Origin of the sequence: Methylobacterium sp. J-088 (assembly GCF_022829295.1) — a bacterium.
Classification (GTDB): domain Bacteria; phylum Pseudomonadota; class Alphaproteobacteria; order Rhizobiales; family Beijerinckiaceae; genus Methylobacterium.
The window spans coordinates 18,793-43,210 of record NZ_JAKSYH010000173.1; the positions used below are offsets into that span (position 1 = coordinate 18,793).

General features: G+C 69.9%; 23 protein-coding genes. 13 read left to right on the forward strand and 10 right to left on the reverse strand.

Annotated features, from left to right (window positions below; translation table 11 throughout):
* Positions 1-251: 251 nt before the first annotated feature.
* The gene (locus MKK63_RS19360) at positions 252-578 is read right to left on the reverse strand and encodes a DMT family transporter (protein WP_243927254.1); all 327 of its coding nucleotides are present in this window, start codon (positions 576-578) and stop codon (positions 252-254) included.
* A gap of 354 nt (positions 579-932) precedes the next feature.
* On the opposite strand from MKK63_RS19360, the gene MKK63_RS19365 reads away from it, so the two are divergent.
* Complete coding sequence (locus MKK63_RS19365) at positions 933-2,159, forward strand: serine hydrolase domain-containing protein (protein ID WP_244004649.1); 1,227 nt, start codon at positions 933-935, stop codon at positions 2,157-2,159.
* 37 nt (positions 2,160-2,196) lie between these two features.
* Here the strand turns inward: MKK63_RS19365 and MKK63_RS19370 are convergent, their stop codons facing one another.
* Positions 2,197-3,612: a DUF4105 domain-containing protein gene (locus MKK63_RS19370; protein ID WP_244004651.1), complete on the reverse strand. Its 1,416-nt coding sequence runs from the start codon at positions 3,610-3,612 to the stop codon at positions 2,197-2,199.
* 776 nt (positions 3,613-4,388) lie between these two features.
* On the opposite strand from MKK63_RS19370, the gene MKK63_RS19375 reads away from it, so the two are divergent.
* Positions 4,389-4,811, forward strand: coding sequence for a MucR family transcriptional regulator (locus MKK63_RS19375; protein ID WP_244004653.1), 423 nt, complete (start codon positions 4,389-4,391; stop codon positions 4,809-4,811).
* Positions 4,812-5,185: 374 nt separating this feature from the next.
* Here MKK63_RS19375 and MKK63_RS19380 read toward each other — a convergent pair whose 3' ends face one another.
* Complete coding sequence (locus MKK63_RS19380; protein WP_244004655.1) at positions 5,186-6,211, reverse strand: helix-turn-helix domain-containing protein; 1,026 nt, start codon at positions 6,209-6,211, stop codon at positions 5,186-5,188.
* 591 nt (positions 6,212-6,802) lie between these two features.
* Between MKK63_RS19380 and MKK63_RS19385 the strand changes: the two genes are divergently transcribed.
* The gene (locus MKK63_RS19385; protein ID WP_244004657.1) at positions 6,803-7,732 is read left to right on the forward strand and encodes a sugar kinase; all 930 of its coding nucleotides are present in this window, start codon (positions 6,803-6,805) and stop codon (positions 7,730-7,732) included.
* Between the two features lie 130 nt (positions 7,733-7,862).
* Entirely contained in the window at positions 7,863-8,654 is a 792-nt protein-coding gene (locus tag MKK63_RS19390; protein ID WP_244004659.1) for a DUF502 domain-containing protein, read from the forward strand.
* Between the two features lie 127 nt (positions 8,655-8,781).
* On the opposite strand, the gene cbiB is transcribed toward MKK63_RS19390, so the two are convergent.
* Complete coding sequence (gene cbiB, locus MKK63_RS19395; RefSeq protein WP_244004661.1) at positions 8,782-9,765, reverse strand: adenosylcobinamide-phosphate synthase CbiB; 984 nt, start codon at positions 9,763-9,765, stop codon at positions 8,782-8,784.
* On the opposite strand from cbiB, the gene cobD reads away from it, so the two are divergent.
* Positions 9,757-10,776, forward strand: a complete 1,020-nt coding sequence (gene cobD / locus MKK63_RS19400; RefSeq protein ID WP_244004663.1) for a threonine-phosphate decarboxylase CobD — start codon at positions 9,757-9,759, stop codon at positions 10,774-10,776. The two genes, cbiB and cobD, sit on opposite strands and share 9 nt — an antisense overlap.
* A 156-nt stretch (positions 10,777-10,932) precedes the next feature.
* Here the strand turns inward: cobD and MKK63_RS19405 are convergent, their stop codons facing one another.
* Positions 10,933-12,099 (reverse strand): MFS transporter, encoded by a 1,167-nt coding sequence (locus MKK63_RS19405; RefSeq protein WP_244004665.1) that lies wholly within the window; start codon positions 12,097-12,099, stop codon positions 10,933-10,935.
* 348 nt (positions 12,100-12,447) lie between these two features.
* Here MKK63_RS19405 and MKK63_RS19410 point away from each other — a divergent pair, with 348 nt between their 5' ends.
* On the forward strand, positions 12,448-12,639 hold the full coding sequence (locus MKK63_RS19410) for a hypothetical protein (RefSeq protein ID WP_244004667.1): 192 nt from the start codon (positions 12,448-12,450) through the stop codon (positions 12,637-12,639).
* Between the two features lie 251 nt (positions 12,640-12,890).
* Complete coding sequence (locus MKK63_RS19415) at positions 12,891-14,300, forward strand: malonyl-CoA decarboxylase (RefSeq protein WP_244004669.1); 1,410 nt, start codon at positions 12,891-12,893, stop codon at positions 14,298-14,300.
* Between the two features lies 1 nt (position 14,301).
* Here the strand turns inward: MKK63_RS19415 and MKK63_RS19420 are convergent, their stop codons facing one another.
* Positions 14,302-14,874, reverse strand: coding sequence for a TetR/AcrR family transcriptional regulator (locus MKK63_RS19420; RefSeq protein ID WP_244004670.1), 573 nt, complete (start codon positions 14,872-14,874; stop codon positions 14,302-14,304).
* 54 nt (positions 14,875-14,928) lie between these two features.
* On the opposite strand from MKK63_RS19420, the gene MKK63_RS19425 reads away from it, so the two are divergent.
* From MKK63_RS19425 to MKK63_RS19440, 4 genes are all read left to right on the forward strand, one after another.
* Positions 14,929-15,378, forward strand: coding sequence for a monooxygenase family protein (locus tag MKK63_RS19425; RefSeq protein WP_244004672.1), 450 nt, complete (start codon positions 14,929-14,931; stop codon positions 15,376-15,378).
* Between the two features lie 92 nt (positions 15,379-15,470).
* Positions 15,471-16,994: a malonate--CoA ligase gene (locus MKK63_RS19430; protein WP_244004674.1), complete on the forward strand. Its 1,524-nt coding sequence runs from the start codon at positions 15,471-15,473 to the stop codon at positions 16,992-16,994.
* 163 nt (positions 16,995-17,157) lie between these two features.
* On the forward strand, positions 17,158-17,430 hold the full coding sequence (locus MKK63_RS19435; RefSeq protein WP_244004676.1) for a BrnT family toxin: 273 nt from the start codon (positions 17,158-17,160) through the stop codon (positions 17,428-17,430).
* 19 nt (positions 17,431-17,449) lie between these two features.
* Entirely contained in the window at positions 17,450-17,710 is a 261-nt protein-coding gene (locus MKK63_RS19440) for a BrnA antitoxin family protein (RefSeq protein WP_313901781.1), read from the forward strand.
* 58 nt (positions 17,711-17,768) lie between these two features.
* Here MKK63_RS19440 and MKK63_RS19445 read toward each other — a convergent pair whose 3' ends face one another.
* From MKK63_RS19445 to MKK63_RS19460, 4 genes are all read right to left on the reverse strand, one after another.
* Positions 17,769-18,584 carry a hypothetical protein gene (locus MKK63_RS19445; protein WP_244004679.1) on the reverse strand — a complete coding sequence of 272 codons (816 nt, stop codon included), beginning with the start codon at positions 18,582-18,584 and terminating at the stop codon, positions 17,769-17,771.
* 209 nt (positions 18,585-18,793) lie between these two features.
* Positions 18,794-19,165, reverse strand: a complete 372-nt coding sequence (locus MKK63_RS19450; protein ID WP_243927278.1) for a DUF3618 domain-containing protein — start codon at positions 19,163-19,165, stop codon at positions 18,794-18,796.
* A 5-nt stretch (positions 19,166-19,170) separates the two neighbouring features.
* Positions 19,171-19,593, reverse strand: a complete 423-nt coding sequence (locus MKK63_RS19455) for a phage holin family protein (protein ID WP_244004681.1) — start codon at positions 19,591-19,593, stop codon at positions 19,171-19,173.
* Positions 19,594-19,597: 4 nt separating this feature from the next.
* Positions 19,598-20,131: a hypothetical protein gene (locus MKK63_RS19460; protein ID WP_244004683.1), complete on the reverse strand. Its 534-nt coding sequence runs from the start codon at positions 20,129-20,131 to the stop codon at positions 19,598-19,600.
* A gap of 454 nt (positions 20,132-20,585) precedes the next feature.
* On the opposite strand from MKK63_RS19460, the gene MKK63_RS19465 reads away from it, so the two are divergent.
* Both MKK63_RS19465 and glgX read left to right on the forward strand, forming a co-directional pair.
* Complete coding sequence (locus tag MKK63_RS19465; protein ID WP_244004685.1) at positions 20,586-22,010, forward strand: trehalose-6-phosphate synthase; 1,425 nt, start codon at positions 20,586-20,588, stop codon at positions 22,008-22,010.
* 203 nt (positions 22,011-22,213) lie between these two features.
* Positions 22,214-24,334: a glycogen debranching protein GlgX gene (glgX, locus tag MKK63_RS19470; RefSeq protein WP_244004687.1), complete on the forward strand. Its 2,121-nt coding sequence runs from the start codon at positions 22,214-22,216 to the stop codon at positions 24,332-24,334.
* Positions 24,335-24,418 lie beyond the last annotated feature (84 nt).

Consider the following 24,418-nt stretch of genomic DNA (forward strand, 5'->3'; position numbering starts at 1 on the left):
GCATAAATCGTTACGGGCAATACAGTTCCCAATGACTGATAAAGGCGCCGAATTTTAGAGCTCTGAACTTTCAGATCTGCATCTACAGTCAAGCCTGATCGCTGTTTGCATGGCGATGCAGGTCAACTCGCCGAACCGCGTCTCGCTCGATGGCGCGGCCAGCCGCGGCCACGGCTTGAAACGCCCGTCGGGCCACGCGCGGTCCAGGCGTCCGGGACGGGGGGCTTGGCGTCGGAACCCGAGGATAGCTCTCAGTGCTGGCCCTGGCCGGCCGCCAGGATGGTCACGCCGACGGTGATCACCGCGATACCCACCAGCATCGTCGGGCTCACCGATTCGCCGTAGAGCCACGCGCCACCGATCGCGGCGCCGATCATGCCGATTCCGGACCAGATCGCGTAGACGACCCCGATCGGCAGCATGTCCATGCTGGTCGACATCAGCCACAGGGCGGTCCCGTAGCCGAGGGCCACGATCAGCGTCGGGATCGGCCGGGTCAGGCCGTCGGCGGCCTTCAACGCGAGGGTGGCGGTGACCTCCGCGCCGATGGCGAGGCCGAGGAGCAGGAACGGATTCATGACGGGGTGGGCTTCCTGCGCACGGGGCTTCGTGAATTCGAGGCGGGACCGGTGTACAGATCTGCCGCGAATCGGACAGCCTCAGCAACCGAAGGATCGGGCCGCCGCGGCAAGTCTGTTTCGCTTCTCCGGCAGGACTTCGCGGGTCGACACCGGATACCTATCCCTGGAAGCCATGACCCTGTCCAAGCCGGCGCCGTGGGCGCGAACCTTCGTGGATTACGCCCTCATCCCCGGCGTGGCGCTTTCGTTAAGCCCTCCTGCCCATGGTGGCCCCGCCCCGTGCGACCCAGGCCCCGCCCCGTGCGACCCAAGCCCCGCCGGCGTGGCGATCCAGAGCGAATCAGAGTCGACATGACCGCGTCCCCCGCGCTCCCGGACAGTCCGGCCCGACCGCGCAGGGGCCGCCCCGCGGGTCGCCGCTGGGCCACGATCGCGGCGGCGGGCGCAGCCACGATCGCGGGTTGCGCCTGGGCTGCCTGCGCGCTGCTGAACGTTCCGAACCCCGTCACCCTGGCGGCGCTCGCCGTGATCGAGCCGTCCGCGGTCGGGCCGTGGTTCCCGAGCCGGGTCGTGAAGGCCCCCGATCAGGCCCGGGACCTGCCGTTCCGGCCGCGCCCGATCCTCGATCGGGTCCCCTGGAAGGGGCGGACCGTTCCGCTCGGGGACGTGCTGGCCGCGACCCACACCAACGCGTTCCTCGTGGTGCAGGACGGGGCGCTGATCCACGAGTGGCAGCGGGCCGGCAGCGGGCCGGCGACGCTGTTCCCGTCCTGGTCGGTGGCGAAATCCATCGTCTCGCTCCTGGTCGGCACCGCGGTGGCCAAGGGCCGGCTCTCGGAGACGGATCGCGTCTCCGCCCTGCTGCCGGAGTTGAAGAACGGCGCGGTCTTCGGCCAGATCACCGTGCGCAACCTCCTCGACATGGCGAGCGGGATCGCCGTGCCGGAGAACTACGATCCCGCGCGCCCCCTGACCGGCACCGCCGGGATGTACCTGACGCAGGACATCGCGGGCTTCGTGCGCGACCACGCGCACCTCGCGTTCAAGCCCGGCAGCGAGGGCCGCTACCGCAGCATCGACACCGAACTCCTCGGCCTGATCCTCGCCCGGACCGAGGGCCGGCCGCTCGCCGACATCCTCTCGGAGCGGATCTGGAAGCCGATGGGCGCCCAGGCCGACGCCACGTGGAACCTCGACCGGCCCGGGGGGATCGAGAAGGCGTTCTGCTGCATCAACGCCACCGCCCGCGACTTCGCCCGCCTCGGGCTGCTCGTGGCCGACCAGGGCCGGGCCGGGGAGAACCGCATCATCCCGGCGCGCTGGATCGAGCGGATCATGACGCCGGCCAAGCGCGCGGTCGACGGCTGGCCATACTCGGCCCAGTGGTGGCACGCGCCGGGGGGCGACGACGACGACATCTCGGCGATCGGCGTCTATGGGCAGTACGTCTACGTCAACCGCCGGGCCGGCACGGTGATCGTGAAGCTCAGCGACCACGGGGCCGAGCAGGACGAGCTCGACACGCTGGCGGTGATGCAGGCCATCGCGGCCGACCTCGCCGGGGCGTCATCGCGCTGAGCGGCCACGCCCGATCCGGACGCGGGCGGGGCCGCGCTCAGGCCTCGGTCGGCCCGGCATCCGGCAGGGTGCGGCGCCCGGTGATCTGGTGCAGCCGGGCCAGGGACCGCGCCCGCCAGTTGCGGAGGAGCCGCCAGCCGACGCGCCGCCACGCGATGGACGGCACCGGCGAGGCCGGATCGATCAGGGCGCTGAGCGCCCGCGCGTAGTCGAGCACGAGGCCCGGGGTCCAGGTCATCGACCGGGCGCCGGTGCGCAGCAGGGCGGCGGCCCAGAATTCCGGGGTGGTCAGTGCCGTGGCGAGTTGCCGCCAGGGATGGCCGCCGCGGCTGAACGCCCCCTCGATCGCGACGTCGAGCGCCCGGGCCGCCGTGGTCGAACAGTTGCGGCTGATGAAGTTGTAGGTGGTGTCCTGGCGATACTCCGCCCAGAACGCCCGGAGCCGCGCGGCATCGATGCCGTTCAGGGTGACGGCGACGGTGGGTGGGCACCAATCGGCCACCTCCGCGTCATGGGAGGGCAGGAAGCGCCCCGGCACGTCGTTCTCGGGCCCGGCGCGCAGGCTCGAGCGCAGATTGTCGGGCGAACGGTCGATCTCCACCGCGGGATAGTGGCTGATATAGAGGTCGTCCCCGTGGCCCGAAGCCCTCTGGCCCAGGGCCGCGTGGCCCGTGGAGAACCGGCCGGCCTGATCGACCGAGGCGACGTAGCGCCGGATCAGCCGCTGGCTGGCCGGGGTGGTCGCCTGCCCGGTCGGGGTCCAGACATAGACCGTCAGGCTGCCGGGCTCGGCCGCGTCCGGCTCCGGCGCGGCGCGGCGCAGGTGCCGCGCCCGGAGGCCGATCAGCGTCAGGTTGGCGCCGCTCAGGATCAGGAACATCCCGATGCAGTAGCCGACCGTGCCGGCATACCACGTCGGCCACGGCTGGAGATGGAACACGCCGAACGCGATGCTGAGCGCGCCCAGAGCGACCGAGGCCCGCCAGCCGGCGAACTTCAGCAGGCTCGCGATCGTGACCCGGACCAGGCCGTCGACCGTGAAGGCGATGCCGAAGATCATGGCGAGCAGGAAGTTGCTGTGCCGCGTGGCCATCAGGATCAGGACGGCCATGACGGTCAGGAGCACGCCCTGGAACAGGCGCATCCGGCGCGCGGTGCCGGTGACGAGCGCGCTGACCGCCAGCGAGATCAGGCCGTCGATCAGGAGGATCACGCCGAACCACCGGTCCGGGACGTGGATCGCCCCGTCGAGGGAATCGACCACCACGACGATGCCGGCGAGCGCCCACAGGAGGCCGACCGACAGGAGGAAGCGCCAGTGCCGGCCCACCGCCGCGCGTCCCACGAGCAACAGCCAGAGCGGCGCCATCCGGCCGCCGACCGGATCCGCAATCCCGGACTCGGTCGGCACGGCGGGGGAGCGCGGAAGGGACGTCGAACGCGGTCCGGACATGAACGGTCGGCCTCAAGGATGCGCAGAGAAGGATCTCTCGCACAGACGCGTCCGGACCGAAATGGCGGGACGCGAAACAGTCGATAATCGGAAGTTTTGCACGGTTCTCCGGATGCAACTTCCACAATGGGGCTGACGACTTTCTTAACGAAAACCGGACAGGGGGCAGCGCGCCCGATCCGCGACGGGATAATCTTTACGACATCTGAAGAACCGCCGCGTCGCCGGATCCCACCCGGGCGGACATCATCGCACGCGCGCCGATTGTCACCCCCTCGGTCATGTCGTGAATTGTCTGCGATTTCCCTGGGCCGGACCGGGCATCTGTCCCCGAGCGAACGGCGTCCCGCGAATGGTTTCGAGCAGCTCTAGACCTCCAGACTATTGATCTCGGTCCCGACGCCCGCACGACGCGCCCACCGGCCCGACACGCCGCGCCGCCGCCCATCTCGTGACTGATTCGCACGTTCACGGCTGGTCATCGGATGCCCGTTTGAAGTCATCGTCGGACCGATGCCATTCAATCGTGAGACGTGCACAATATTTGTTGCAATAATTTGACGCGCAACCTCATGTTAACGCAGACGATCAGAAACTACTCAAAGAACATCTCTAGCGAAATGGTAGACATTTAGTCCCGATTTTGTATCATTAGGTGTCAATGTTGGCATATCAGAAGCAGTCCGGCAGGAGTCTGGTGGGGGAATTCCGATCCAATCATCGGTTTCCGCTTCTATCTGGTTTGTTTTGCTTCGTCGCGTAACTGGGGGACCTTCATGAACACGATTGACCTGTATAAAAAATCTTCAGATCTCAATACCGATCTGATCAAGTGCACGGCTTCTCTGGTCGCGGCCTACGTCTCGCGGAACGCGGTGGGCGCGGGGGAACTGCCGGCTCTGATCGATCAGGTTCACACGGCCATCACGGTTCTGCAGAACGGCACGTCGGGCTCCGCCTGGACCGGACCGAGCGCGGCTCAGATCGAGGCGTCGATCCAGCATGACGGCCTGATCAGCTTCATCGACGGCCGGCCCTACAAGACGCTGAAGCGCCACCTCACCGCCCATGGCCTGACGCCCGAGCGGTACCGGGCCAAGTACGGCCTGCCGGCCGATTACCCGATGGTCGCCCCGGGCTACGCCGCCAAGCGGTCCGAGATCGCCAAGGCGATCCAGCTCGGCCACAAGGCGGCCTGAGGCCGGCCTGGCCGCGCGGTCACTTCGTCACCGGCACCGGCGCGAGCCGGCAACCGGCGCGAGCCGGCAACCGGTGCGAGCCGGCCGCCGGAGCCTCGCGTCGGGGCGACGCGCGACCGGGATCCGATGCCCCGGGAAATCCGGAATCCGCCTTGTCGAGGGGGCTCGGCAAGGCGGCCGGGCGGCCTCCGGGCCACGACAACGCAGCCGCTCCGGCACGTGGCACGCGATACCGGAGCCACAGGACAGGGCCGCACGATCAGCGACAGGCCCGATGGGGTCGGGTCGGATCGGGATCGGTCGCGGCGCCGCCAGCCCGGAGCGCGCCTCGCCGGGGCCTGATTCCGCGGCGGCCTTGGTCTCAGGCCTTGGTCTCAGGCCTTGGCGACCGCCAGGGTCCCGTCATCCATGATGACGAAACGCACGCCTGCGTGGCGCAAGGCCTCGACCGCTTGGAGACGCGAACGGCTGCCACGGTGCTCGCTGTCTTCCTCCAGGCGCCGGACCGTCGAATGCGACAGGTTGCTCGCCTGGGCCAGATCCATCATCGACCAGTCCAGCATGGCCCGCGCGGCGCGCAGGTGGTGGCCGGCCACGGACTGCTCGAAGCCTGCCCGCAGGGGGGCCGGCATCAGGACGCCGGCGCCGAGCGGATACTTGAGACCACATCGGCCGAGATAGGTCCCGTCGGGATCCCAGATCGGTATCGTGAAGATCCGGAAGTGGACGAGCTCCCCGTTGGCGAGGCGTTCATGGGCGGTCGCCTGGTAGAGCGTCCGCTGCTCGATGTGCTCCTCGGCCATCGCCCGGAAGGCCGTGCGCTCCTCGGGCACGATCATGAGGAAGGGATCGATGCAGATCTCCTCGAACGGCAGGCCGTGGACCTGCGCCATCTCGAACGGCAATTCGCGGATGCGGTCGACGCCCACCCAGAAGCTCGCGATATGCTGGGTCTGGTAGAGCGCGGCCCGTCGCCGCCGCTCGTCATGCCGCGCATGGACCCGCTGCTCGCGGTCGCTCACGTCGAGCGCCGTGCCACTGACCGCCACGGGCCGCCCCTCGGCTGAGAAGCGTGCCTCCATGGCCAGCGACAGGGTGCGCTGCGTGCCGTTCGGGCGGATGACCCGAACGATCGTTTCCCCCGGCACATGACCCTGCCGGACATCGGCGAGGGACGGCAACCGGTGCCGGTCCTCCGGATGGACCAGGAAGAGCAGCAGCTCGTAGCTCGCCTTCGTGGCATTGGGCACGAGACCGAGCAGACGGTAGAATCCCGGCGACCAGATCTGCTGACCACCCGCGAAAACCCAGCTCCAGGCGCCGCTGACGCCTCGACTTTCCGTAATGGTCAGGAATTCCCCGGCTGAGAATGTCAGGGCGCTTAAAGCAGAATGAAACATACCAGAGTGCCTGGATCGTTCGAGCGACCGCCACACCGGGCGTGTGTCGACTCAATGATGAGACGATTGCGTGACAAGACCCGATACTCGTCGGAGATCGGAAGAAGATCCGCGAAAAGCATTTCATAGCCCCTCTTGGCTCGCAACAACGAACATGCCGGCGGGCAGAACCGACACGGCTCCTCGAACACGAAGACATCCCCCGCCCGCCCATTCCCCTCCGAGGGCGGATGCAGAAACCGACGCCGGTCGAGGCGCGCGTCGGCCGGGGACCGAACCGCACCGCAGGGTCGCCTCATAACTCATACTAATGCGACCGTCGCATCTCCGATCCCCTTATGCAAAATATATTCAATATTTTTTGATACGGCTCGACATGACAGCAAGGCGTTGGACTTTGATATTACTTTTCTCCTACGACACACGCTTCATTTTGTATTCAATGTCATAAGATTTTTTGCGAAGTATCTTCCGAGATCGATACAAATCATTCCACCGGGCATGACCCGTGGTTCTCGCGCAATCGTGGTAGGCCGTTGACAGGCGGTCCCGGATTGTGGGGGAGCGAATGGACCATCAGGGAGGAGCCGTATGAGGGTCGCCTGCATCGGCGAGTGCATGGTCGAATTGTCGGAGCAGCCGGATGGGAGCCTTGCCCGCGGCTTCGGCGGCGACACGTTGAACACCGCGCTCTACCTCGCGCGCCTCGGCGTCGCGGTCGACTACGTGACGGCGCTGGGCGACGACGTCTGGAGCGACGAGATGGCGGCGGCCTGGGGCCGCGAGGGGATCGGCCTCGGCGAAGTCCGGCGTCTGCCCGGCCGGATGCCGGGCCTCTACATCATCCGCACCGACCCGGCCGGCGAGCGCAGCTTCCACTACTGGCGCGATCAAGCGGCGGCCCGGGACCTGTTCGCCGAGCCGGGCACGGCCGGGACCGGGGCGGCCCTGGCGGCCTACGACCTCGTCTACCTCTCCGGCATCAGCCTCTCGCTCTACGGCGAGACCGGCCGCGCGGCCCTGTTCGAGACCCTTGGGGCCCTGCGCGCCCGGGGTGGGCGCGTCGCCTTCGACACCAATTACCGGCCTCGCGGCTGGCCCGTCTGGGAAGTCGCGCAGGCCGCGTTCCGGGAGGCCCTGGCGCAGGCCGACCTGATCTTCGCCTCTGTGGAGGATCTGGACTGGCTGTTCGGCACGGAGGGCGAGGATGCGGTGCTGCGCCACCGGGGCCGGGCCGAGATCGTGCTCAAGACCTCGCTCGGCTCCTCACCCGTGGTCCGGGTGCTGCACGGGACGTCCGACTCGGTGGTGCCGGCCGGTCCGGTCGCCCGGGTCGTCGACACGACGGCTGCGGGCGACAGCTTCGCGGCGGGCTATCTCGCCGCCCGCCTCGCCGGGCTGGACCCGGAGGCGGCCGCGGCCCGGGCTCATCGCCTCGCCGGCGCCGTGATCGGGCATCGCGGCGCCGTGATTCCCCGGGACGCGATGCCGGATCTCGATCTGCCCGGATCGCGCGCCTGACCGCCGCGGAGGACGGCCCCTGCGTGAAACGGGCCGCCCTTGAGACCGGCAAGCGCAGCCGCTACCTGTGCCAGTGGGGGACGACCCCCGCAGCAGGATCGCCGCGCCTCGTGCGGCCGAGAGGACAGCCGTGGCGCCGAGTCCATCGCCGATCCAGGTTCCCGAGCCCGACGCCGCCGCGCCCGGTGGAATCCCCAAGACCCGGGTCAGCGCCCGGGGTCGGCTGCGCACCTACTTCCTCACCGGCATCATCGTGGCCGGGCCCCTCGCGATCACCGCTTACATCACGTGGTGGTTCATCGCGCTGATCGATTCCTTCGTGAAGCCGCTGGTGCCGGCGAGCTACCTGCCGGACCATTACCTGCCGTTCTCGATTCCCGGGCTCGGCCTGGTCATCGCGTTCCTGGCGGTGACGCTGCTCGGCTTCCTCACCGCCAACCTCGTGGGCCGCTCGGTGATCGAGTTCGGCGAAGTGCTGCTGGCCCGGACCCCGGTGATCTCCGGCCTCTACAAGGGCCTGCGGCAGATCTTCGAGACCCTGTTCTCGGCCAACGGCACCTCGTTCCGCACGGTCGGGCTGGTGGAGTTCCCCGTGAAGGGCACGTGGTCGGTGGTGTTCCTGTCGGCCCCGGCCGCCCCCGAGGTCGAGGGCGCGCTCCGGGCCCGGGGCGCCGCCGCGGACGAGATGGTCGGGGTGTTCCTGCCCTGCGCGCCGAACCCGACGACGGGATTCTTCTTCTATCTGCCGCGTGCCGAGGTGGTGGAGCTTCATATCAGCGTCGATGACGCGGCCAAGCTGGTGATGTCGGCCGGGGTAATCCAGCCGGAGGATCCGCAGGGCCGGCTCAACGCCATGGCGGCGTCCCTGCGGGCCGCGCACCACCCGGGCGCGGCCACCCAGCGGGAACCGCAGGACGCCTGACGGCGATCCCCGGTTTCCAAAGGGCTGACGCCCATTGGTGGGTTGTCAGGGCAAGGCCCTGACGAGTTCCAGGGCTCTGCCCTGGACCCGCGAAAGATCTCGACCTTTCGAAACCAGGACGCGACGATCAGCCGGCTATCGCCAGCCAGAGGCCGAGCAGCGCGAGCACGAGTCCGCCCTGGATCCAGCAGGCCGTGCGGTAGAGGACCAGCGCCCGGACGATGTCGTCGGCGGTGGCCGCGGCCCGGCCGTCGCCCATATGGGCGTCGGGCACGAGGGAGCCGTCATAGACCCGCGGCCCCGCGAGCTTCAGGCCGAGCGCCCCGGCCATCGCGGATTCCGGCCACCCGGCATTGGGCGAGCGGTGACGGCGGGCATCCCGGGCCATTGCCCGGACGGCACCGCGTGCATCGGCCCCGCGCAGGAGCGCCGCCCCCGCGATCAGCAGGCCGGCGAGGCGGGAGGCCGGCAGGTTCACGCCGTCGTCGAGCCGGGCCGCCGCCCAGCCGAAGGCCGCGTAGCGGGGTGTGCGGTGGCCGATCATGCTGTCGGCGGTGTTGATCGCCTTGTAGAGCGCACCGCCCGGCAGGCCGAGGCATCCGATCCAGAAGGCCGGCGCCACGATCCCGTCGGAAAAGTTCTCCGACAGGCTCTCGATCGCGGCGCGGCAGACCGCCGGTTCGTCGAGGCGCTCGGGGTCGCGGCCCACGATCATCGCCACGGCCCGCCGCCCGGCCTCCAGGCCGCCACCGCGCAGGGCCGTCTCCACCGCGGCGACATGGTCGTGCAGGCTGCGCTGGGCCGGCAGGCTCGCGCAGGCGAGGCCGAGCAGGACCAAGCCGGGGAGGGGACCGGCGAGGCCAGCAAGCGCCGTCAGGGCCAGCGCCGACAAGCCCACCGCGGCGAGCAGCAGCGCCAAAGCGAGGCAGCCCGCGATCCGGCGACGCCGCGCTGAGCCGCGGTTGAGGTTCCGCTCCAGCGCCGCGATCAGCCGGCCGATCCAGGTGACAGGGTGGCCGACCGCCCTGTAGAGCGCGTCCGGATAGCCGGCCGCCGCCTCGATCCCGAGGGCGAGGGCCAGCACGGCGAGCGTTTCAGGCGGATGGATCATTCGGGGTGGAAGTTTTCCGCGCGGGAGCCCGCCGCGATCGCCCATGGCGGCGATCTCGGAGGGCTCCGACAAGCCTTTCCCGACGCGCCGAAACCCTGGCTCGACCTCTCGACGGGGATCAACCCGGTCCCGTACCCCGTGCCGCCGGTGGAGGCCAGCGCCTGGACGCGGCTCCCCGAGGCCGCCGAGGTCCAGGCCCTGCGGGCCGCTGCCGCTTCGGCCTACGGCGCGCCGGATGCAGCCCATATCGTGCCCGCCCCCGGCACCCAGATCCTGATCGAGACCCTGCCCCGGCTCCTGGCGCCGACCCGGGTGGCGGTCCTGGGTCCGACCTATGCCGAGCACGCCGCCGCCTGGGCCCGGGCGGGGCACGCGGTGGCGGAGGTCCAGGGTATCGACGCGCTCGGCGATGCCCGGGTGGCGGTGATCGTCGATCCCAACAACCCGGACGGGCGGACGTTTCCGCTGGCCGAGCGCCGGGCGCTCGCCGAATCCTTCAGCGCCCGCGGTGGCCTGCTGGTCGCCGACGAGGCCTTCGCGGATCTCGAGCCGGTGGCGAGCCTGTGCCCCCAGGTCGGGCCGGGCCTCGTGGTACTGCGCTCCTTCGGCAAGACCTACGGACTCGCGGGCCTGCGCCTCGGCTTCGCGGTCGCCGAGCCCGGGATTGCGGCCCGGATCGCCGAGGCGCTCGGCCCCTGGGCGGTGTCCGGCCCGGCCCTGGCGATCGGGACCGCGGCCCTGTCGGATGCGGCCTGGCGCGCCGAGGCCGCCTGGGCGCGGGCGGCGGATGCGGCCCGGCTCGACCGGATGATCGCCCGGGCCGGGGGCCAAGTCGTCGGCGGCACCCGCCTGTTCCGGACCGCGGATTTTTCGGATGGGCCGAATCTCTACCGGCGCTTGGCGGTGGCCGGGATCGCGGTGCGGCGCTTCGCCGAGCGGGCGGAGCGCCTCCGTTTCGGCCTGCCGCCCGACAAGGCGGCATGGTGCCGGCTCTCGCGGGTGCTGAAGTAGACGCCCACGGTTCGGCTTCCCCGATCAGGGATTCACAAGGTCGGGACCTTGTGTAAGTGCAGGGCAAAGCCCTGCTGGGTTCGGGCGACGCCCGACATCGGGGCTCTGCCCCGATTCCCCCGCCAAAGGGCTGCGCCCTTTGGGAACCCCTCTATGTTACGGGCCGCGCCCGTGCGGATCCCGCGCGGCCACGATGACGGCCAGCGCCGAGAACACCAGCCCCACCGCGCAGACACCCGGCCAGCCGACCAGCAGAAAAGCCTGCGAGCCCGCATAGGCGCCGAGCGCCCCGAACACGAACAGGGTCGTGAACAGCACGGTGTTGATCCGCCCCCGCGCCCCCGGCACCAGGGCGTAGGCCCGGGTCTGGTTGGCGATCAGCGCGCCGTTCATGCCGATATCGATCAGCAGCACCCCGAGCGCCACGGCGATCAGAGACCACGCCCCGCCCACCCAGAGCACCACGAAGGACAAGGCGACCATCAGGCTGCCGCCAAGCACCACGGGCTTGGCGCCCTTGCGATCGGTGAACCGGCCCGAGAGCGGCGCCACGAAGGCCCCGCAGACGCCGATCACCCCGAACAGCCCGGCGCCGGCTGCCGTGAGCCCGAAGGGCGGCCCCTCCACCAGCAGCGCCAGCGTCGCCCAGAAGGCGTTGAAGGCGGCAAACAGCAGCGCCTGCGACAGGCTCGCGGTGCGCAGCACCGGCTGGCTCCGGGCGAGGTGGAGGATCGACAGCATCAGGGCGCGGTAGCGCAGCGGGTGCGTCTGCACGGTCTGAGGCAGGGTCGCCCGGGCGATGCCCGCCATGGCGAGCGCCAACAGGGACGCGATGAGGAAGACCGGCCGCCAGCCGAGATGCGCCCCCAGGAACCCGCTCGCCGTGCGGGCGAGCAGGATGCCGGTGAGCAGCCCCGTCATCACCTGCCCGACCACCCGCCCGCGGCTGGCATCCGGGGCGAGTTCGGCCGCGAACGGCACCGCCTGCTGGGCCGCGCTGGCCAGCACGCCGACGACGAGATGGGCGAGGGCGAGGCTGGCGAGGTTCGGGGCGAGGCCGACCGCCAGCAGCGCCACGGCGAGGGCGAGGCATTGCCAGACGATCAGGGCACGCCGCGGCAGCGCGTCGCCCAGCGGCACGAGCCCGACGATGCCGAGCCCGTAGCCGACCAGAGCGGTGGTCGGCACCCAGAGGGCGGCGCGGTCGCCGAACTCGGCCACGATCAGCCCGAGCAGCGGCTGGTTGTAGTAGATGTTGGCCACGGCGCCGCCGGCGATCAGCGTCAGGCCAAACCGGGCCTTCGCGTCGAGGGACGTGGTCACGGCTGGGTCGAGGGCAGGCTGGTTTGCCGCCGCGGATGGGCCATGGTCGGGTCCGTATCGTCGAGGGGGAGGGAGCGAGAAGTAGGGGTCGCGAGGCTCTACGGGCAGAGCTTGCCGCCCGGCAAGCTGCGGCGATGCATCCCTGCCGGGGGGCGGCGCGCCTCTTCACGGGTGAAGCCGCCGCACCATATGGAATCGACGCGGCGTGCGCTGCCGGCTTGCGGGCGGGTGTCGCGCAGCACGGAATCCGGGCGCCGGGTCCAACAGGCTGTAGACCCGGATTACGACCAAGAGGGCGGTTTCGTTCCGTGCGGACGCATCCGGAGCCGCCGGAACAGGGAGTACGGAATGCCGAACTACCGCATCGACTTCGCCAAGGAGATCCTTGGGGTACCGTTCACGATCGGCTCCGTCGAGATCACGAGGGCCCGCGATCCCGAGCGCGCCCGTCGCGCGGCCGAGCTCCGCTTCGCCCGCCAGCACGGCGTCGGCGACTGGCGGGAGCGGGCCGACCTCGCCACCGTGGCCGAGCGCGTCTGAGCTGATAGGCCCCGGCCCGTCACACGACCTTCGCACAGCATCTGCAAGGTCGCCCGTCGCACTTCGCTATCGGTCAAGCTCTGGTCGTCGCGACCGCGGCGCCGTAAGATGCCGGACGGGATCGGGGCTGATCCGGCCTCCCCGGCGGGAGGGTGGGCGGCGCCGGATTCGGCCGCACGCGCATCCGAACGGCGAGCCCGCCGGGCGGGGCGCGTTTCGAGTTCGGGTCGACGGGGGTCAGTGCGAAGGTCATGGCGGCGATCTCCTTCTTCGGCGACCTCCTTCAGACCATCAGCGAGCGCGGCCGCGACCTGATCGGCATCGGCCGCGGCGACCTCGGATCCCGGGCGAGTGCCGCCGACCTCGTCAAGCTGTGCGAGGATTTGATCTCCCGGCGCGGCGAGGCGTCCGGGGTGGCCCTGGCCCGCCTGATCCTCGACCGCTACGCCAGCTTCGGACCGGCCGAGCGCCACGCCTTCCTGCGAGCCATCGCGCTGGATTTCGACGCGGATCACGCCGCCGTCGACGAGGCGATCGCCGCCTATCGGGCTGACCCGTCGCGGGCCCGTCTCGGGACCCTGCACGATGCGGCCGAGCCGCGCAGCCAGGAGTTGATCCGCCGCCTCAATCTCGCCCGGGGCGGCACGCTCAGCCTCGTGCGGATGCGTGAGGACCTGTTCGATCTGCGCCAGACCCTGCGCGCCGGCGAGACCCTGGATCCCGCCCTGCTGGACGCGGTCGACAGCCTCGATTGCGACTTCGAGCACCTGTTCGCATCCTGGTTCAACCGCGGCTTCCTGGTGCTGCGCCACATCGACTGGACCACGCCGGCCCATATCCTGGAAAAAATCATCCGCTACGAGGCGGTGCACGCCATCGCCGACTGGGACGACCTGCGCGCCCGGATCGAGCCGCCGGACCGGCGCTGCTTCGCGTTCTTCCACCCGGCTTTGGCCGACGAGCCGCTGATCTTCGTCGAGGTGGCGCTGACCGGAGAGATCGCGCCGGCCATCGCGCCGATCCTGTCGCGGGAGCGCAAGCCGCTGCAGCCGCAGGCGGCGACGACCGCGATCTTCTACTCGATCTCGAACTGCCAGAAGGGGCTCGCCGGCGTCACCTTCGGCAACTTCCTGATCAAGCAGGTGGTCGAGGACCTGACCCGCGAGGTCCCGACCCTCAAGACCTTCGTGACCCTCTCGCCGGTGCCGGGCTTCGCCGCCTGGCTCGCCCGGGAGCGCCGGGCCGACAGCCCGCAGGGGCTGCTGCCCGAGGATGTCGAGACCCTGCGGGCGCTGGACGATCCCGACTGGTACGCCGACAAGGCGAAGGCCGAGGCGGTGCGCAAGGCGCTGATCCCGGCCGCCGCCGCGTATTTCCTGCGCGCCAAGAACGCGCGCGGCCGGCCCCTCGATCCGGTGGCCCGGTTCCATCTCGGCAACGGCGCACGGCTCGAGCGGATCAACTACCTGGGCGACACCTCGAAGAAGGGCCTGTCCCAGGCCCATGGCCTGATGGTGAACTACCTCTACGACCTCACCGCGATCGAGCGGAACCACGAAACCTACGCCAATCTCGGCACGGTCGTGGCCTCCCCGGCGGTGAGCCGGGAGCTGCGCGCCAAGCTGCCACCGCCGCGCGCCGTGGTGCTCGCCGAGGCGTGACTCAGCCGCCCGCCGCCAGCTGGGCGAAGGCCAGGGTGATCCGCCTTGCCGCGTCCTCAGCGGCCTCGCCCTCCAGGAGCACCCGGCGGTCGAGGATCAGCGCGGCGAGGCCGTGCACCAGGGACCACGCGGCGAGCGTCAGGTCCCCGGCCGACATCCGCGGCCCGGCCAGCGCGGCCGCCCGTCGTTCCAGGATCGCGTAGGCCTGAGACCGGTCCGCCTTGCAACCAGGCCCCATGAACATGAGCCGGAACAGGGCCGGATGCCGGCAGGCGAAGGTCACGTAGGCCACCCCCTGCGCGGCCAGCGCCTGGGCACCCTCCGCGGAGGCGTCGGCCGCCTCCAGGGAAACCGCGAGCGCCTCGAAGCCGCTGGCCGCCACAGCCTCCAGAAGATCCTCCTTGCCGGCGAAGTGACGGTAGGGCGCCATCGCCGAGACGCCGCAGGCCCGCGCCACCGCGCGCAGGGAGAGCGCCGCCTCACCCCCGGCTTCCAGCTGCTCCAAGGCCGCCGCCACTAGGGCCGTCCGCAGGTCGCCGTGGTGATAGCTTCTCTCGGGATCGGATGTTGACACTGTACACAACCTGCCGCATGTTTACAGCGCACACAATGCGCAGGAGACGGCGCCATGCAAGCTGCCCCCGTCCGCCGGTCCGTGGATCTCTCCGCCTATCCCGACCTCGTGGTGGTCTATCTCGGCTTCCGGGTCACCCGCTGGCGCGGCCTGCTCGCGCTGATGGGCCTCGGGCGCGGCATCGCCGCCTCGGTGCGGTCGCAGCCGGACGGGTTGCTGGCGCACGAAAACCTGTTCTTCGGGCTCAGCCATGTCGGCATGCGCCAGTACTGGCGCGATCTGGAAAGCCTGGAGCGCTTCACCCGCTCCGACCCGCACCGGACGTGGTGGCGGGATTTCTCCCGGGATTCGAAGGGGTCCGGGTTCTGGCACGAGGCTTATTCCCAGCGCGGCATGGAGGCGATCTATATCGGCATGCCGGCGCCCACCGGCCTCGGCCTGTTCGCGCCCGAACGGGCACCGGAGGGGGCCTTCCTGTCATCGCGGCAGCGGCTCGCCGCCTGAAAGGGCTCGCCGGGAGGCCCCTGAGGCGGCTATGGGTGCGGAAGACACGAAGGCCCGCAACAGCCCAAGCCGCCAGCAGCCCAAGCCGCCCGATGACCAATCACCTCTTCTCCCTGATCCGGGACGGCGTCCCCGATCCCGCCAAGACCGTGATCGAGACGCCGGAGGGCCGCCGCTACGCTTACGCGGAGCTGATCGCCCGCTCCGGCGCCTACGCCGCGGCCCTGCACGCGTCAGGTGTCGCGCCCGGCGACCGGGTGGCCGTGCAGGTCGAGAAGAGCCCGGAGGTCATCTTTCTGTATTTTGGCGTCGTCCGGGCCGGCGCCGTGTTCCTGCCGCTCAACACCGCCTATACCGCGGCCGAGATCGGCTATTTCCTGGGCGACGCCGAGCCCACCGTGTTCGTCTGCGATCCGGGCCAGCGCGACGCGCTCGCCGAGGCCGTAGCGAGCGTCCGGCAGATCTGGACGCTCGACGCCGCGGGCGGCGGCAGCGCCGCCGAGGCGGCGGACCGGCAGGACGGTGATTTTGCAGACGTGCCCCGGGGCCCGGAGGATCTGGCGGCGATCCTCTACACCTCGGGCACGACCGGGCGCTCCAAGGGCGCCATGCTGACCCACGACAACCTCGCCTCGAACGCCCGGACGCTGGTCGATTATTGGCGCTTCACCGCCGACGACGTGCTGATCCATGCCCTGCCGGTGTTCCACACCCACGGGCTGTTCGTGGCGACCAACACGCTGCTGGCGAGCAGCGGCTCCATGCTGTTCCTGCCCCGGCTCGACCCGAAGCTGATCCTGAGCCTGATGCCCCGGGCCACCGTGCTGATGGGCGTGCCGACCTTCTACACGCGCCTCCTGAAGGAGCCGGGCCTGACACCCGAGGCGGCCCGGGGCATGCGCCTGTTCGTGTCGGGCTCGGCCCCGCTGCTCGCCGAGACGCACCGGGAGTGGCAGGCCCGCACCGGCCACGCCATCCTCGAGCGCTACGGCATGACCGAGACCAATATGAGCACCTCGAACCCCTATGACGGCGACCGGGTCGCCGGCACGGTGGGCTTTCCGTTGCCGGGGGTCGCGCTGCGGGTGGTCGATCCGGAGGGGGGCAAGGTCCTTGGACCCGATACGGTCGGCATGATCGAGGTCAAAGGCCCGAACGTGTTCCAGGGCTACTGGCGCATGCCGGAGAAGACCGCCGCCGAATTCCGGGCCGACGGCTTCTTCATCACGGGCGATCTCGGGAAGGTCGACGGGCGGGGCTACGTCCACATCGTCGGGCGCGGGAAGGACCTGATCATCTCGGGCGGCTTCAACGTCTACCCGAAGGAGGTCGAGACCGAGATCGACGCGCTGCCCGGCGTGGTCGAATCCGCGGTGATCGGCCTGAGCCATCCGGATTTCGGCGAGGCGGTCACCGCCGTGGTGGTGGGCGGCCCGGGCTGTCCGGACGAGGCGGGCGTGCAGGCCGCCCTGGAGGGCCGCCTCGCCCGGTTCAAATGCCCCAAGCGCGTCCTGTTCGTGGAGGAACTGCCGCGCAACACCATGGGCAAGGTGCAGAAGAACCTGCTCCGGGAGGCGCATGCGGGGCTGTATCGGGAGGCGGAGACGGGGCGGTGACGGCGCGACTCCTTTACCGACACGCGCCGCAGCGATAGCAGAGACGGGCAAAGCAAGACGCGTTCTCGGTTGCCTGCAGACACAGCCTGATCCTGGCTCGGGAACCGATTTTCCGGCACGCCATTAATCTGGACATCCGCCGAACGCTCGCTACGCCTAAAGCGTGGCCATCACCTACGATTCGGCGAAGCGTGACAGGCCTCTTACGGAACGCGGCCTCGACTTTGAGGCGGCGGAGCTGCTGTTTATCGGGCCGCGCGTCACCTTCCTGGATGATCGCCGCGACTATGGCGAAGAGCGGCTCGTGACTGTCGGATTTCTCGCTGGGCGGATGGTCGTGGTGTGCTGGACACCGCGCGGCGACGATCGACACGTGTTCTCGATGAGGACGGCCAATGCCCGCGAGCAGGACAAATACATCGGGCTCATTCGCTGACGGGCTCGGCGCGACCGACTTGGCCAAAGTCGATGCCCACGCGATCACCGCGGAGGAATATGACGCGATCCCGGAACTGACCGACGCCATGATGGCGCGGGCCGTATCCGGAGACGGCCTGAACTTGCTCAAACGCGGCCGGGGTCGCCCGCGCATCGATCAGCCGAAGCGTCAGATCACGTTGCGCCTGGATGCCGACGTGATCGAAGCCATGCGCGCCGGCGGGCCAGGCTGGCAGGTCCGGGCCAACGAGGCCTTGAAGAAGCGCTTCCAGCGGTAAGTGCTTCGACCGGCGGCTGATTCAGCCACCGGTCCGTATCAATACGCCACGCGTGCGATCAGAGCGTGTGCTCTTTCCGCTCGCCAACCGGCGGCGCGTGGTCGTCCGGATCCACCACCTTGCGGGCGACGGCATTGAGATTGTCCGGGTCGAGGGCGGTTTGGACGAACTCCCGGCCGATATTGGTCACCTCGCGGGCGTAGCGCAGGCCCTGGTCGCGGACCTCGTCGGCCCAGGGACCGATGTTGCGGTCCTCCTGACGGGTACGCGGCAGCAGGGCGCCGAGCAGCAGGCCGGCGGCGACGCCCACCACCCCGACGAGGAGCGGGTTGTCGTCCACGAAACGCTCGACCGCAGTGCGTCCCCGGTGGAGGCCGTCGATCCCCTGGCTGGTCAGATCGTCGAGCGCCCGCAGGTTGCGGCGATGAACCCCCTCGGCGCGCTCCCGGACGTCGTCATAGGCCGCAGAGGCACGATCGCGGGCCTGATCGGCCGCGCCGCCCAGGCGATTGCTGATGTCGTCGGCGAAGCTCGAAACGGTTTGACTGGCCTGTCCGGCGAGATCGGCCGCCCGGTCGCCCACCGCCCGGGCGCCGTCCTTGACGGCGGAGGCCGGATCGGATGCGCGTGAACCGCCGCCGGATGTTCCGCCCGACGCGAGCGGCGCGGAGCCGTGCGGCAACGGATCGTGCAGGCCGCGCGGGTCGGGCCGCAGGGTGAAATCGCCCGCCGCCGTGCCGGGCGCACCCGGATCGCCGAGGCCGGCCGGATCGGGGCGCAGGCCGGTGCCGGCCCCGTGCGGCATACCCGCCTCGGCGGCGATCTGCTCGGGGGCGCGGGACGGCGTGGTGGGGGTACCAGGCTTGTCGGTCATGGCGGTGTCCTCGGATATCCGTCTCGGCTGCGCGGCCTTGATCGGGCGGCGCCGTTCCCTCCGGCCTGCCGGCCGGCCTCAGAGCCGTGCTCGATCGCATTGCGATCGTGCGCGGCTCTACGCTCTTGTTGCGATGCGCTCTCCGTCGAACCCATGTTCGCTTCGACGGAGAGCGCTCGGGTGCGTTCGCGTCCGGCTCACGACGCTTGTCAGATCTCGGTCTTGTCCAGGGGATCCCGCGCCGGGCGGACGGTCGGGAGATCGGGATCGTAGCCGCGCGCCGCGCCGGTGTTCAGGGTCGGTACGCGGGTGGCTGCGACCTCGGTGCGGCGACGTCCCGCGTCCTTCGCCATGCGGCTGAACAGCAGCCCGACGCCGGCTGCGATCAGCAGCACCGGCACGGGATTGCGGCGCACCGCCTCCAGGGCCGAGTCGTAGGTGGTGTTCAGGGCCGGGACACGCCGGGCATTGCCCAGCATCTCGTCCACGAGGTTCGGCACCGAGAGCCGCCCCTGAATGCGGTCGATCGTGTCGTCGAGCCGGGCGCGGCTCTCCTCGATCTCCTTCTCGAGGTCGTTCATCGAACTCATCCGGATACGCGCTCCGACAGGGCCTGGGCATCCTGGCGGACCTGGCGCGTGGTGCGCTTCGGGGCCAGGGTGGAGAGGGAGAGGACGTTACGCGCCCACAGGGCCATCCCGACGGCCAGCACCAGCAGCACACCGCCGACGATCAGGGCCGAGAGCCACTCCGACCCGACGATGGTGGCGAGCCATTTCACGAGGGCGCCGATCAGGATCAGCAGGGCGACCACGGCGAACACCGCCGAGCCGACCATGCAGGCGAGACCGACGACGAGCTGGCGGATGTTGCCCGCCATCTCGGCCCGGAACAGGGCGATTTCCTTGCGGGCGAGCTCGTTGGTCTCGCGGAGCGCGTCGCCGATCAGGCTCTGGATGCTCGAAGCACCGGTGGCGCCGTTCTGGCGCGGATCAGTCCCCTGGGCCATGGCGTCAGGCCCGGAAGCTGTCGCGGGCGTCGCCGTCCGGCGCCTCCGGCGGCAGGCTCGACGACTTGATGAAGCGGGCGGCGATCAGGCCGGCCACGAAGGTGCCGACCGCCACCGCCACCGGAGCCCGGCGGGCGATGGACTCGGCTTCGCTGTAGAAATCGCCGAGGCTGCGGCGCTCGATCGAGGAGCCGAGCTGCTCCAGCCCGTCGGCGGCGCTGTCGAAGAAGGCACGCACGTTCGTCTTGTCGCCAAGATCGCGGCCCGAATTGCGGATCGTCTGCGCGAGGTCGTGGACCGACTGGGCCGCATCGCTCTTGCGCTGCTCGACGTAGCTCTGCGCCTGGAGCCGCGCTGCGTCGATCAGCCCGCGTCCACGCTCAGCCGCCACGTCGGCCAGCCCCTCGACATCGCCCTGCAGGGCACGCCACTGGGCGCGCTCATCCGCCCCAGCATGGGGCGGCTCGTGGGGCGCCTCATGCGCCGCCCCATGAAGCGGGCCTCCAAGGGCGTCCTGCGGTAACTCGTTGCCGGCCATCTCGAAAACACTCCTCGCGCCGCGGGGTCGGCGCCGCTTGCGGCGACTGCGGCCCCCGCGATGGCTGAGTAACAGACTCAGCTGTGACCGGTTCCGGTGCCGCGTGCAGCGAACCCCATCCGAGCCGAACAGATCCGCGGCCTCCGCGACTCGGCGCAGCGGTCAGTCCCCATTCAGCCAAGGTCTGTCAGAACCGCCACGCTTCGACAACGCTCGTCGCTCGGCCCGCGCCGGCTCGGGCGGGGCGCCGCGCGATGCCCGGACGGAGCGGCCGCCCTGTCCCGGAACGGAACGGCCGCGACTTGACCCGCGCCCGGCTTCACGCTTGGGTTGCCTCAAGACCAACAAAGGATCGCGCAGGGTTTCCGCGCGTTCTGACATATAGTTGATGTCCCGATGCAGGCGTGGCGAGACCCTCGACCCGACCCGCGCCCCTGATCCGGAGCCGACCCGCGTGGCACGCCTTGTGATCGTATCGAACCGCGTCGCCGTCCCGGAGGAGGGCGGCAAGGCGGTCGCGGCAGGCGGCCTGGCGGTCGCCGTCAAGGAGGCCTTCTCGGCCTATGAGGGGCTGTGGTTCGGCTGGAGCGGCATCATCACGGACGAGCCGTCCGAGGAGCCGACCCTGATCGACCGGGGCCGCGTCCAGTACGCGGTGGTCGATCTCTCGCCCCAGGATCACCTCGAATATTATGCCGGCTTCGCGAACCGGGCGCTGTGGCCGATCATGCATTACCGGCTGGGGCTGGGGGCTTTCTCGCGCTCGGATTATGCCGGCTACTGCCGCGTGAACCGCACTTTTGCCCGCGCACTCGCCAAGCTGGTCGAGCCCGACGACATCATCTGGGTTCACGATTATCACCTGCTGCCGCTCGCCGCAGAGCTGCGCGGCCTCGGGCTGGACAACCCGATCGGCTACTTCCACCACATCCCCTGGCCCGCCGCCGATGTGTTCAACTCGCTGCCGGCGAGCACCGAATTGCTGCGCGCCATCGTCGACTACGACCTGATCGGCCTGCAGACCGAGGCGGATGTCCAGAATCTCCAGCGCAACCTGGTCGACACCCAGCGGGCGATTCCCTTGGGCGGCGGCTCGCTGATGGTCGACGGGCGCCGGACCCGGATTCGCGCCTTCCCGATCGGCATCGATGTCGCAGGCTTCAAGGAGGCGGCCGAGAAGGCCAGCGCCAACAAGGTCGTGCGCGAGACCATCGCCGGCCTGCGCACCCGCAAGCTCCTGATCGGCGTCGACCGGCTCGATTATTCCAAGGGCGTGCCCGAGCGCATGGAGGCGGTGGAGAGCTTCTTCGCCTCGAATCCCGACCAGCGCGGCAACGTCACCTACATCCAGATCACGCCGAAATCCCGCAGCGAGGTACCGGAATACGAGCAGCTCGCCCGGGACGTGAACGAGAAGGTCGGCGAGATCAACGGCGCGCTCGGCGACCCGGCCTGGACGCCGATCCAGTACATCACCAAGGCCTATCCGCGCCCGGTTCTGGCCGGCCTCTACCGGGCGGCCCGGGTCGGCATCGTCACGCCGATGCGGGACGGCATGAACCTCGTCGCCAAGGAATACGTGGTCGCTCAAGCTGAGGACGATCCGGGCGTGCTGGTCCTGTCGAAATTCGCCGGCGCCTCCCGGCAGCTGCCCGAGGCGCTGCTGATCAACCCCTACGACAAGTTCGAGGTCGCGGAGGCGATCCGCGCGGCGCTCTACATGCCGAAGGCCGAGCGCCTGGCGCGCTGGAAGCCGATGGTCGAGCGCATGACCCGCGAGGATGTCGATTGGTGGGCGCGCAACTTCCTGGCGGAACTCGAGAACTTCCGCACGATCGAGCGCGAGCCGCCGTCCACAGCTGCCGCCGCCGCCGAATAGCCGGCGATGTCCCGGGTTTCCAACGGGATCATCCCTTTGGCGGGGTCTCGGGGCAGGTCCCCAAGGCATCGGGCTTCGCCCGGCAATCGGGCAAAGCCCGACAGCAGGGCTTTGCCCTGCACCCACAAAAGGTCGAAGACCTTTTGAAACCATGACGTTGCGTGGCACCTCTCTGATCTCACATTCATATCTGGACCTCGCCCATGATCGCCGTCGATGACGGGGTGCCGGCGCCGCTCGGCGCGCATTTCGACGGGCGCGGGGTCAATTTTGCCCTGTTCTCCGAGCACGCCACGGCGGTCGATATCTGCCTGTTCGAGCCCGGCGAGCGGCACGAGACCCGCACGGTGCGGCTGCCCTGCCGGACCGACGACGTCTGGCACGGCTACCTGCGCGGGGTGCTGCCGGGCCAGCTCTACGGCTACCGGGTGCATGGCCCCTGGGATCCGGCGAACGGCCACCGGTTCAACCCCTCGAAACTGGTGCTCGACCCCTATGCGCGGGAGATCCGCGGGAAGATCCGCTGGCATGACGCGCTCTACGGCCACCGGCGGGGCGGGCGCGAGGACCGGATCGACCGGCGCGACAGCGCGGTCTACATGCCGCGCTGCGTGGTCACCGCCCCCGAGGTGTCCGACCTCGCCCTCGATCCGGTGCGCCGGCCGCTCGCCGACACGGTGGTGTACGAGGCGCACGTCAAGGCGCTGACCCGCACCCATCCGGCGATCCCCGAATCCGAGCGCGGCACCTACGCGGCCTTGGCCCACCCGGCGATCATCGAGCACCTCGTGAAACTCGGCGTGACCGCCCTGGAGCTGCTGCCGATCCAGGCTTTTGCGGATGACCGCTTCCTGGTGGAGAAGGGCCTCGTCAATTTCTGGGGCTATCAGCCGCTGAGCTACTTCGCCCCCGACCCGCGCTACCTGGGGGAGGGCGGCCTCGGCAGCCTGAAGGCGGCGATCCGGGAGCTCAACGCCGCCGGGATCGAGACCTGGCTCGACGTGGTCTACAATCACACCGCGGAGGGCGACCACACCGGCCCGACCCTGGCGTTTCGCGGCATCGACAATGCCAGCTACTACAAGCTCGACCCCGCCGACCCTCACCGCAACCTCGACTGCACCGGCTGCGGCAACACCTTCGATGTGAGCCACCCGCGGGTGATGCAGCTGGTGCTGGATTCCCTGCGCCACTGGGTGACCGCCTACGGGATCGCGGGCTTCCGGTTCGACCTCGCTTCGAGCCTCGGGCGTTCGCCGCTCGCCTTCACCCCGCAGGCGGCCTTCTTCCAGGCGCTGGCGCAGGATCCGGTGCTCGCCCGGGTCAAGATGGTGGCCGAGCCCTGGGATATCGGGGAGGGGGGCTACCAGCTCGGGAGCTACCCGCGCGGCTGGAGCGAATGGAACGACAAGTTCCGCGACGCGACCCGCGGGTTCTGGAAGGGCGATTCCGGCACGCTCGCCAAGGTCACGCAGGGGCTGACCGGCTCGCGCGAGGTGTTCGCGCCCTCCCGGCGCTCGCCGCTCGCGAGCGTCAATTTCATCGCCAGCCATGACGGCTTCACGCTGGCCGACACGGTGTCGTACGAGGCGAAGCACAACGAAGCCAACGGCGAGGACAACCGCGACGGCCACGGCCACAACGTCAGCCGGAATTACGGCGTCGAGGGCGACACCGACGATGCCGCCATCCTGGCGTTGCGCGCCCGGCAGAAGCGCAACATGCTGGCCACCGTGATGCTGGCCCAGGGCGTGCCGATGCTGCTGATGGGCGACGAGCGCTCCCGCAGCCAGGGCGGCAACAACAACGCCTATGCTCAGGACAACCCGACGAGCTGGATGGACTGGAGCGTCGATCCGGACCCCGCGCTCACGGGCTTCGTCGCCAATCTGCTGACCCTGCGCCGGACTCAAGCCGCCCTGCGCCGGCGGCGCTTCTTCACCGGTACCCTGATCGATCCGAGCCAACCCCTGCGCGACGTCCACTGGCTGGCGCCCGAGGGCACCGAGATGGGCGAAAGCCACTGGTCGGACGACGGGCTGCAGGCGTTCGGCATGCAGATCGGCAATGACGGCACGCCGGGCGACCGCCTGTTGATGCTGTTCAACGCCGGGGAGGAGGCTTGCACGTTCCACCTCGCCCCGGTGATCGGTGGCCCATGGCGGCCGGTCTTCGACACGGGCGAGCCCGAGGGGGCGCTGCCGTCGGACGCCGCGGCTTACGCGGCGGGCGCCGCGGTGCCGCTGCCCGGAAGCACGGTCCTGGTGCTGACTGGCCCGGAGATGGAGGGCGGGAGGAGTCCCGGGTGGGTGCCGGGGCCTTGACGGTCGAAGTCGTTCAAAGAATGGATCGGCGACGGACCCACAGACTCTCCCTCCCCCCTCTGCGGGGGAGGGAGACGCGTGGGC

Bases quoted from the DNA above. Each gene is read 5' to 3' on its own strand.
- MKK63_RS19375 (WP_244004653.1), top strand. From the start codon at position 4,389: ATGAACACGATTGACCTGTATAAAAAATCTTCAGATCTCAATACCGAT.
- MKK63_RS19455 (WP_244004681.1), bottom strand. From the start codon at position 19,593: ATGGCCCAGGGGACTGATCCGCGCCAGAACGGCGCCACCGGTGCTTCG.
- MKK63_RS19380 (WP_244004655.1), bottom strand. From the start codon at position 6,211: ATGTTTCATTCTGCTTTAAGCGCCCTGACATTCTCAGCCGGGGAATTC.
- cobD (WP_244004663.1), top strand. From the start codon at position 9,757: ATGGATCATTCGGGGTGGAAGTTTTCCGCGCGGGAGCCCGCCGCGATC.
- cbiB (WP_244004661.1), bottom strand. From the start codon at position 9,765: ATGATCCATCCGCCTGAAACGCTCGCCGTGCTGGCCCTCGCCCTCGGG.
- MKK63_RS19385 (WP_244004657.1), top strand. From the start codon at position 6,803: ATGAGGGTCGCCTGCATCGGCGAGTGCATGGTCGAATTGTCGGAGCAG.
- MKK63_RS19460 (WP_244004683.1), bottom strand. From the start codon at position 20,131: ATGGCCGGCAACGAGTTACCGCAGGACGCCCTTGGAGGCCCGCTTCAT.
- MKK63_RS19370 (WP_244004651.1), bottom strand. From the start codon at position 3,612: ATGTCCGGACCGCGTTCGACGTCCCTTCCGCGCTCCCCCGCCGTGCCG.
- MKK63_RS19410 (WP_244004667.1), top strand. From the start codon at position 12,448: ATGCCGAACTACCGCATCGACTTCGCCAAGGAGATCCTTGGGGTACCG.
- MKK63_RS19430 (WP_244004674.1), top strand. From the start codon at position 15,471: ATGACCAATCACCTCTTCTCCCTGATCCGGGACGGCGTCCCCGATCCC.
- MKK63_RS19365 (WP_244004649.1), top strand. From the start codon at position 933: ATGACCGCGTCCCCCGCGCTCCCGGACAGTCCGGCCCGACCGCGCAGG.
- MKK63_RS19415 (WP_244004669.1), top strand. From the start codon at position 12,891: ATGGCGGCGATCTCCTTCTTCGGCGACCTCCTTCAGACCATCAGCGAG.
- MKK63_RS19425 (WP_244004672.1), top strand. From the start codon at position 14,929: ATGCAAGCTGCCCCCGTCCGCCGGTCCGTGGATCTCTCCGCCTATCCC.
- MKK63_RS19450 (WP_243927278.1), bottom strand. From the start codon at position 19,165: ATGAACGACCTCGAGAAGGAGATCGAGGAGAGCCGCGCCCGGCTCGAC.
- MKK63_RS19445 (WP_244004679.1), bottom strand. From the start codon at position 18,584: ATGACCGACAAGCCTGGTACCCCCACCACGCCGTCCCGCGCCCCCGAG.
- glgX (WP_244004687.1), top strand. From the start codon at position 22,214: ATGATCGCCGTCGATGACGGGGTGCCGGCGCCGCTCGGCGCGCATTTC.
- MKK63_RS19360 (WP_243927254.1), bottom strand. From the start codon at position 578: ATGAATCCGTTCCTGCTCCTCGGCCTCGCCATCGGCGCGGAGGTCACC.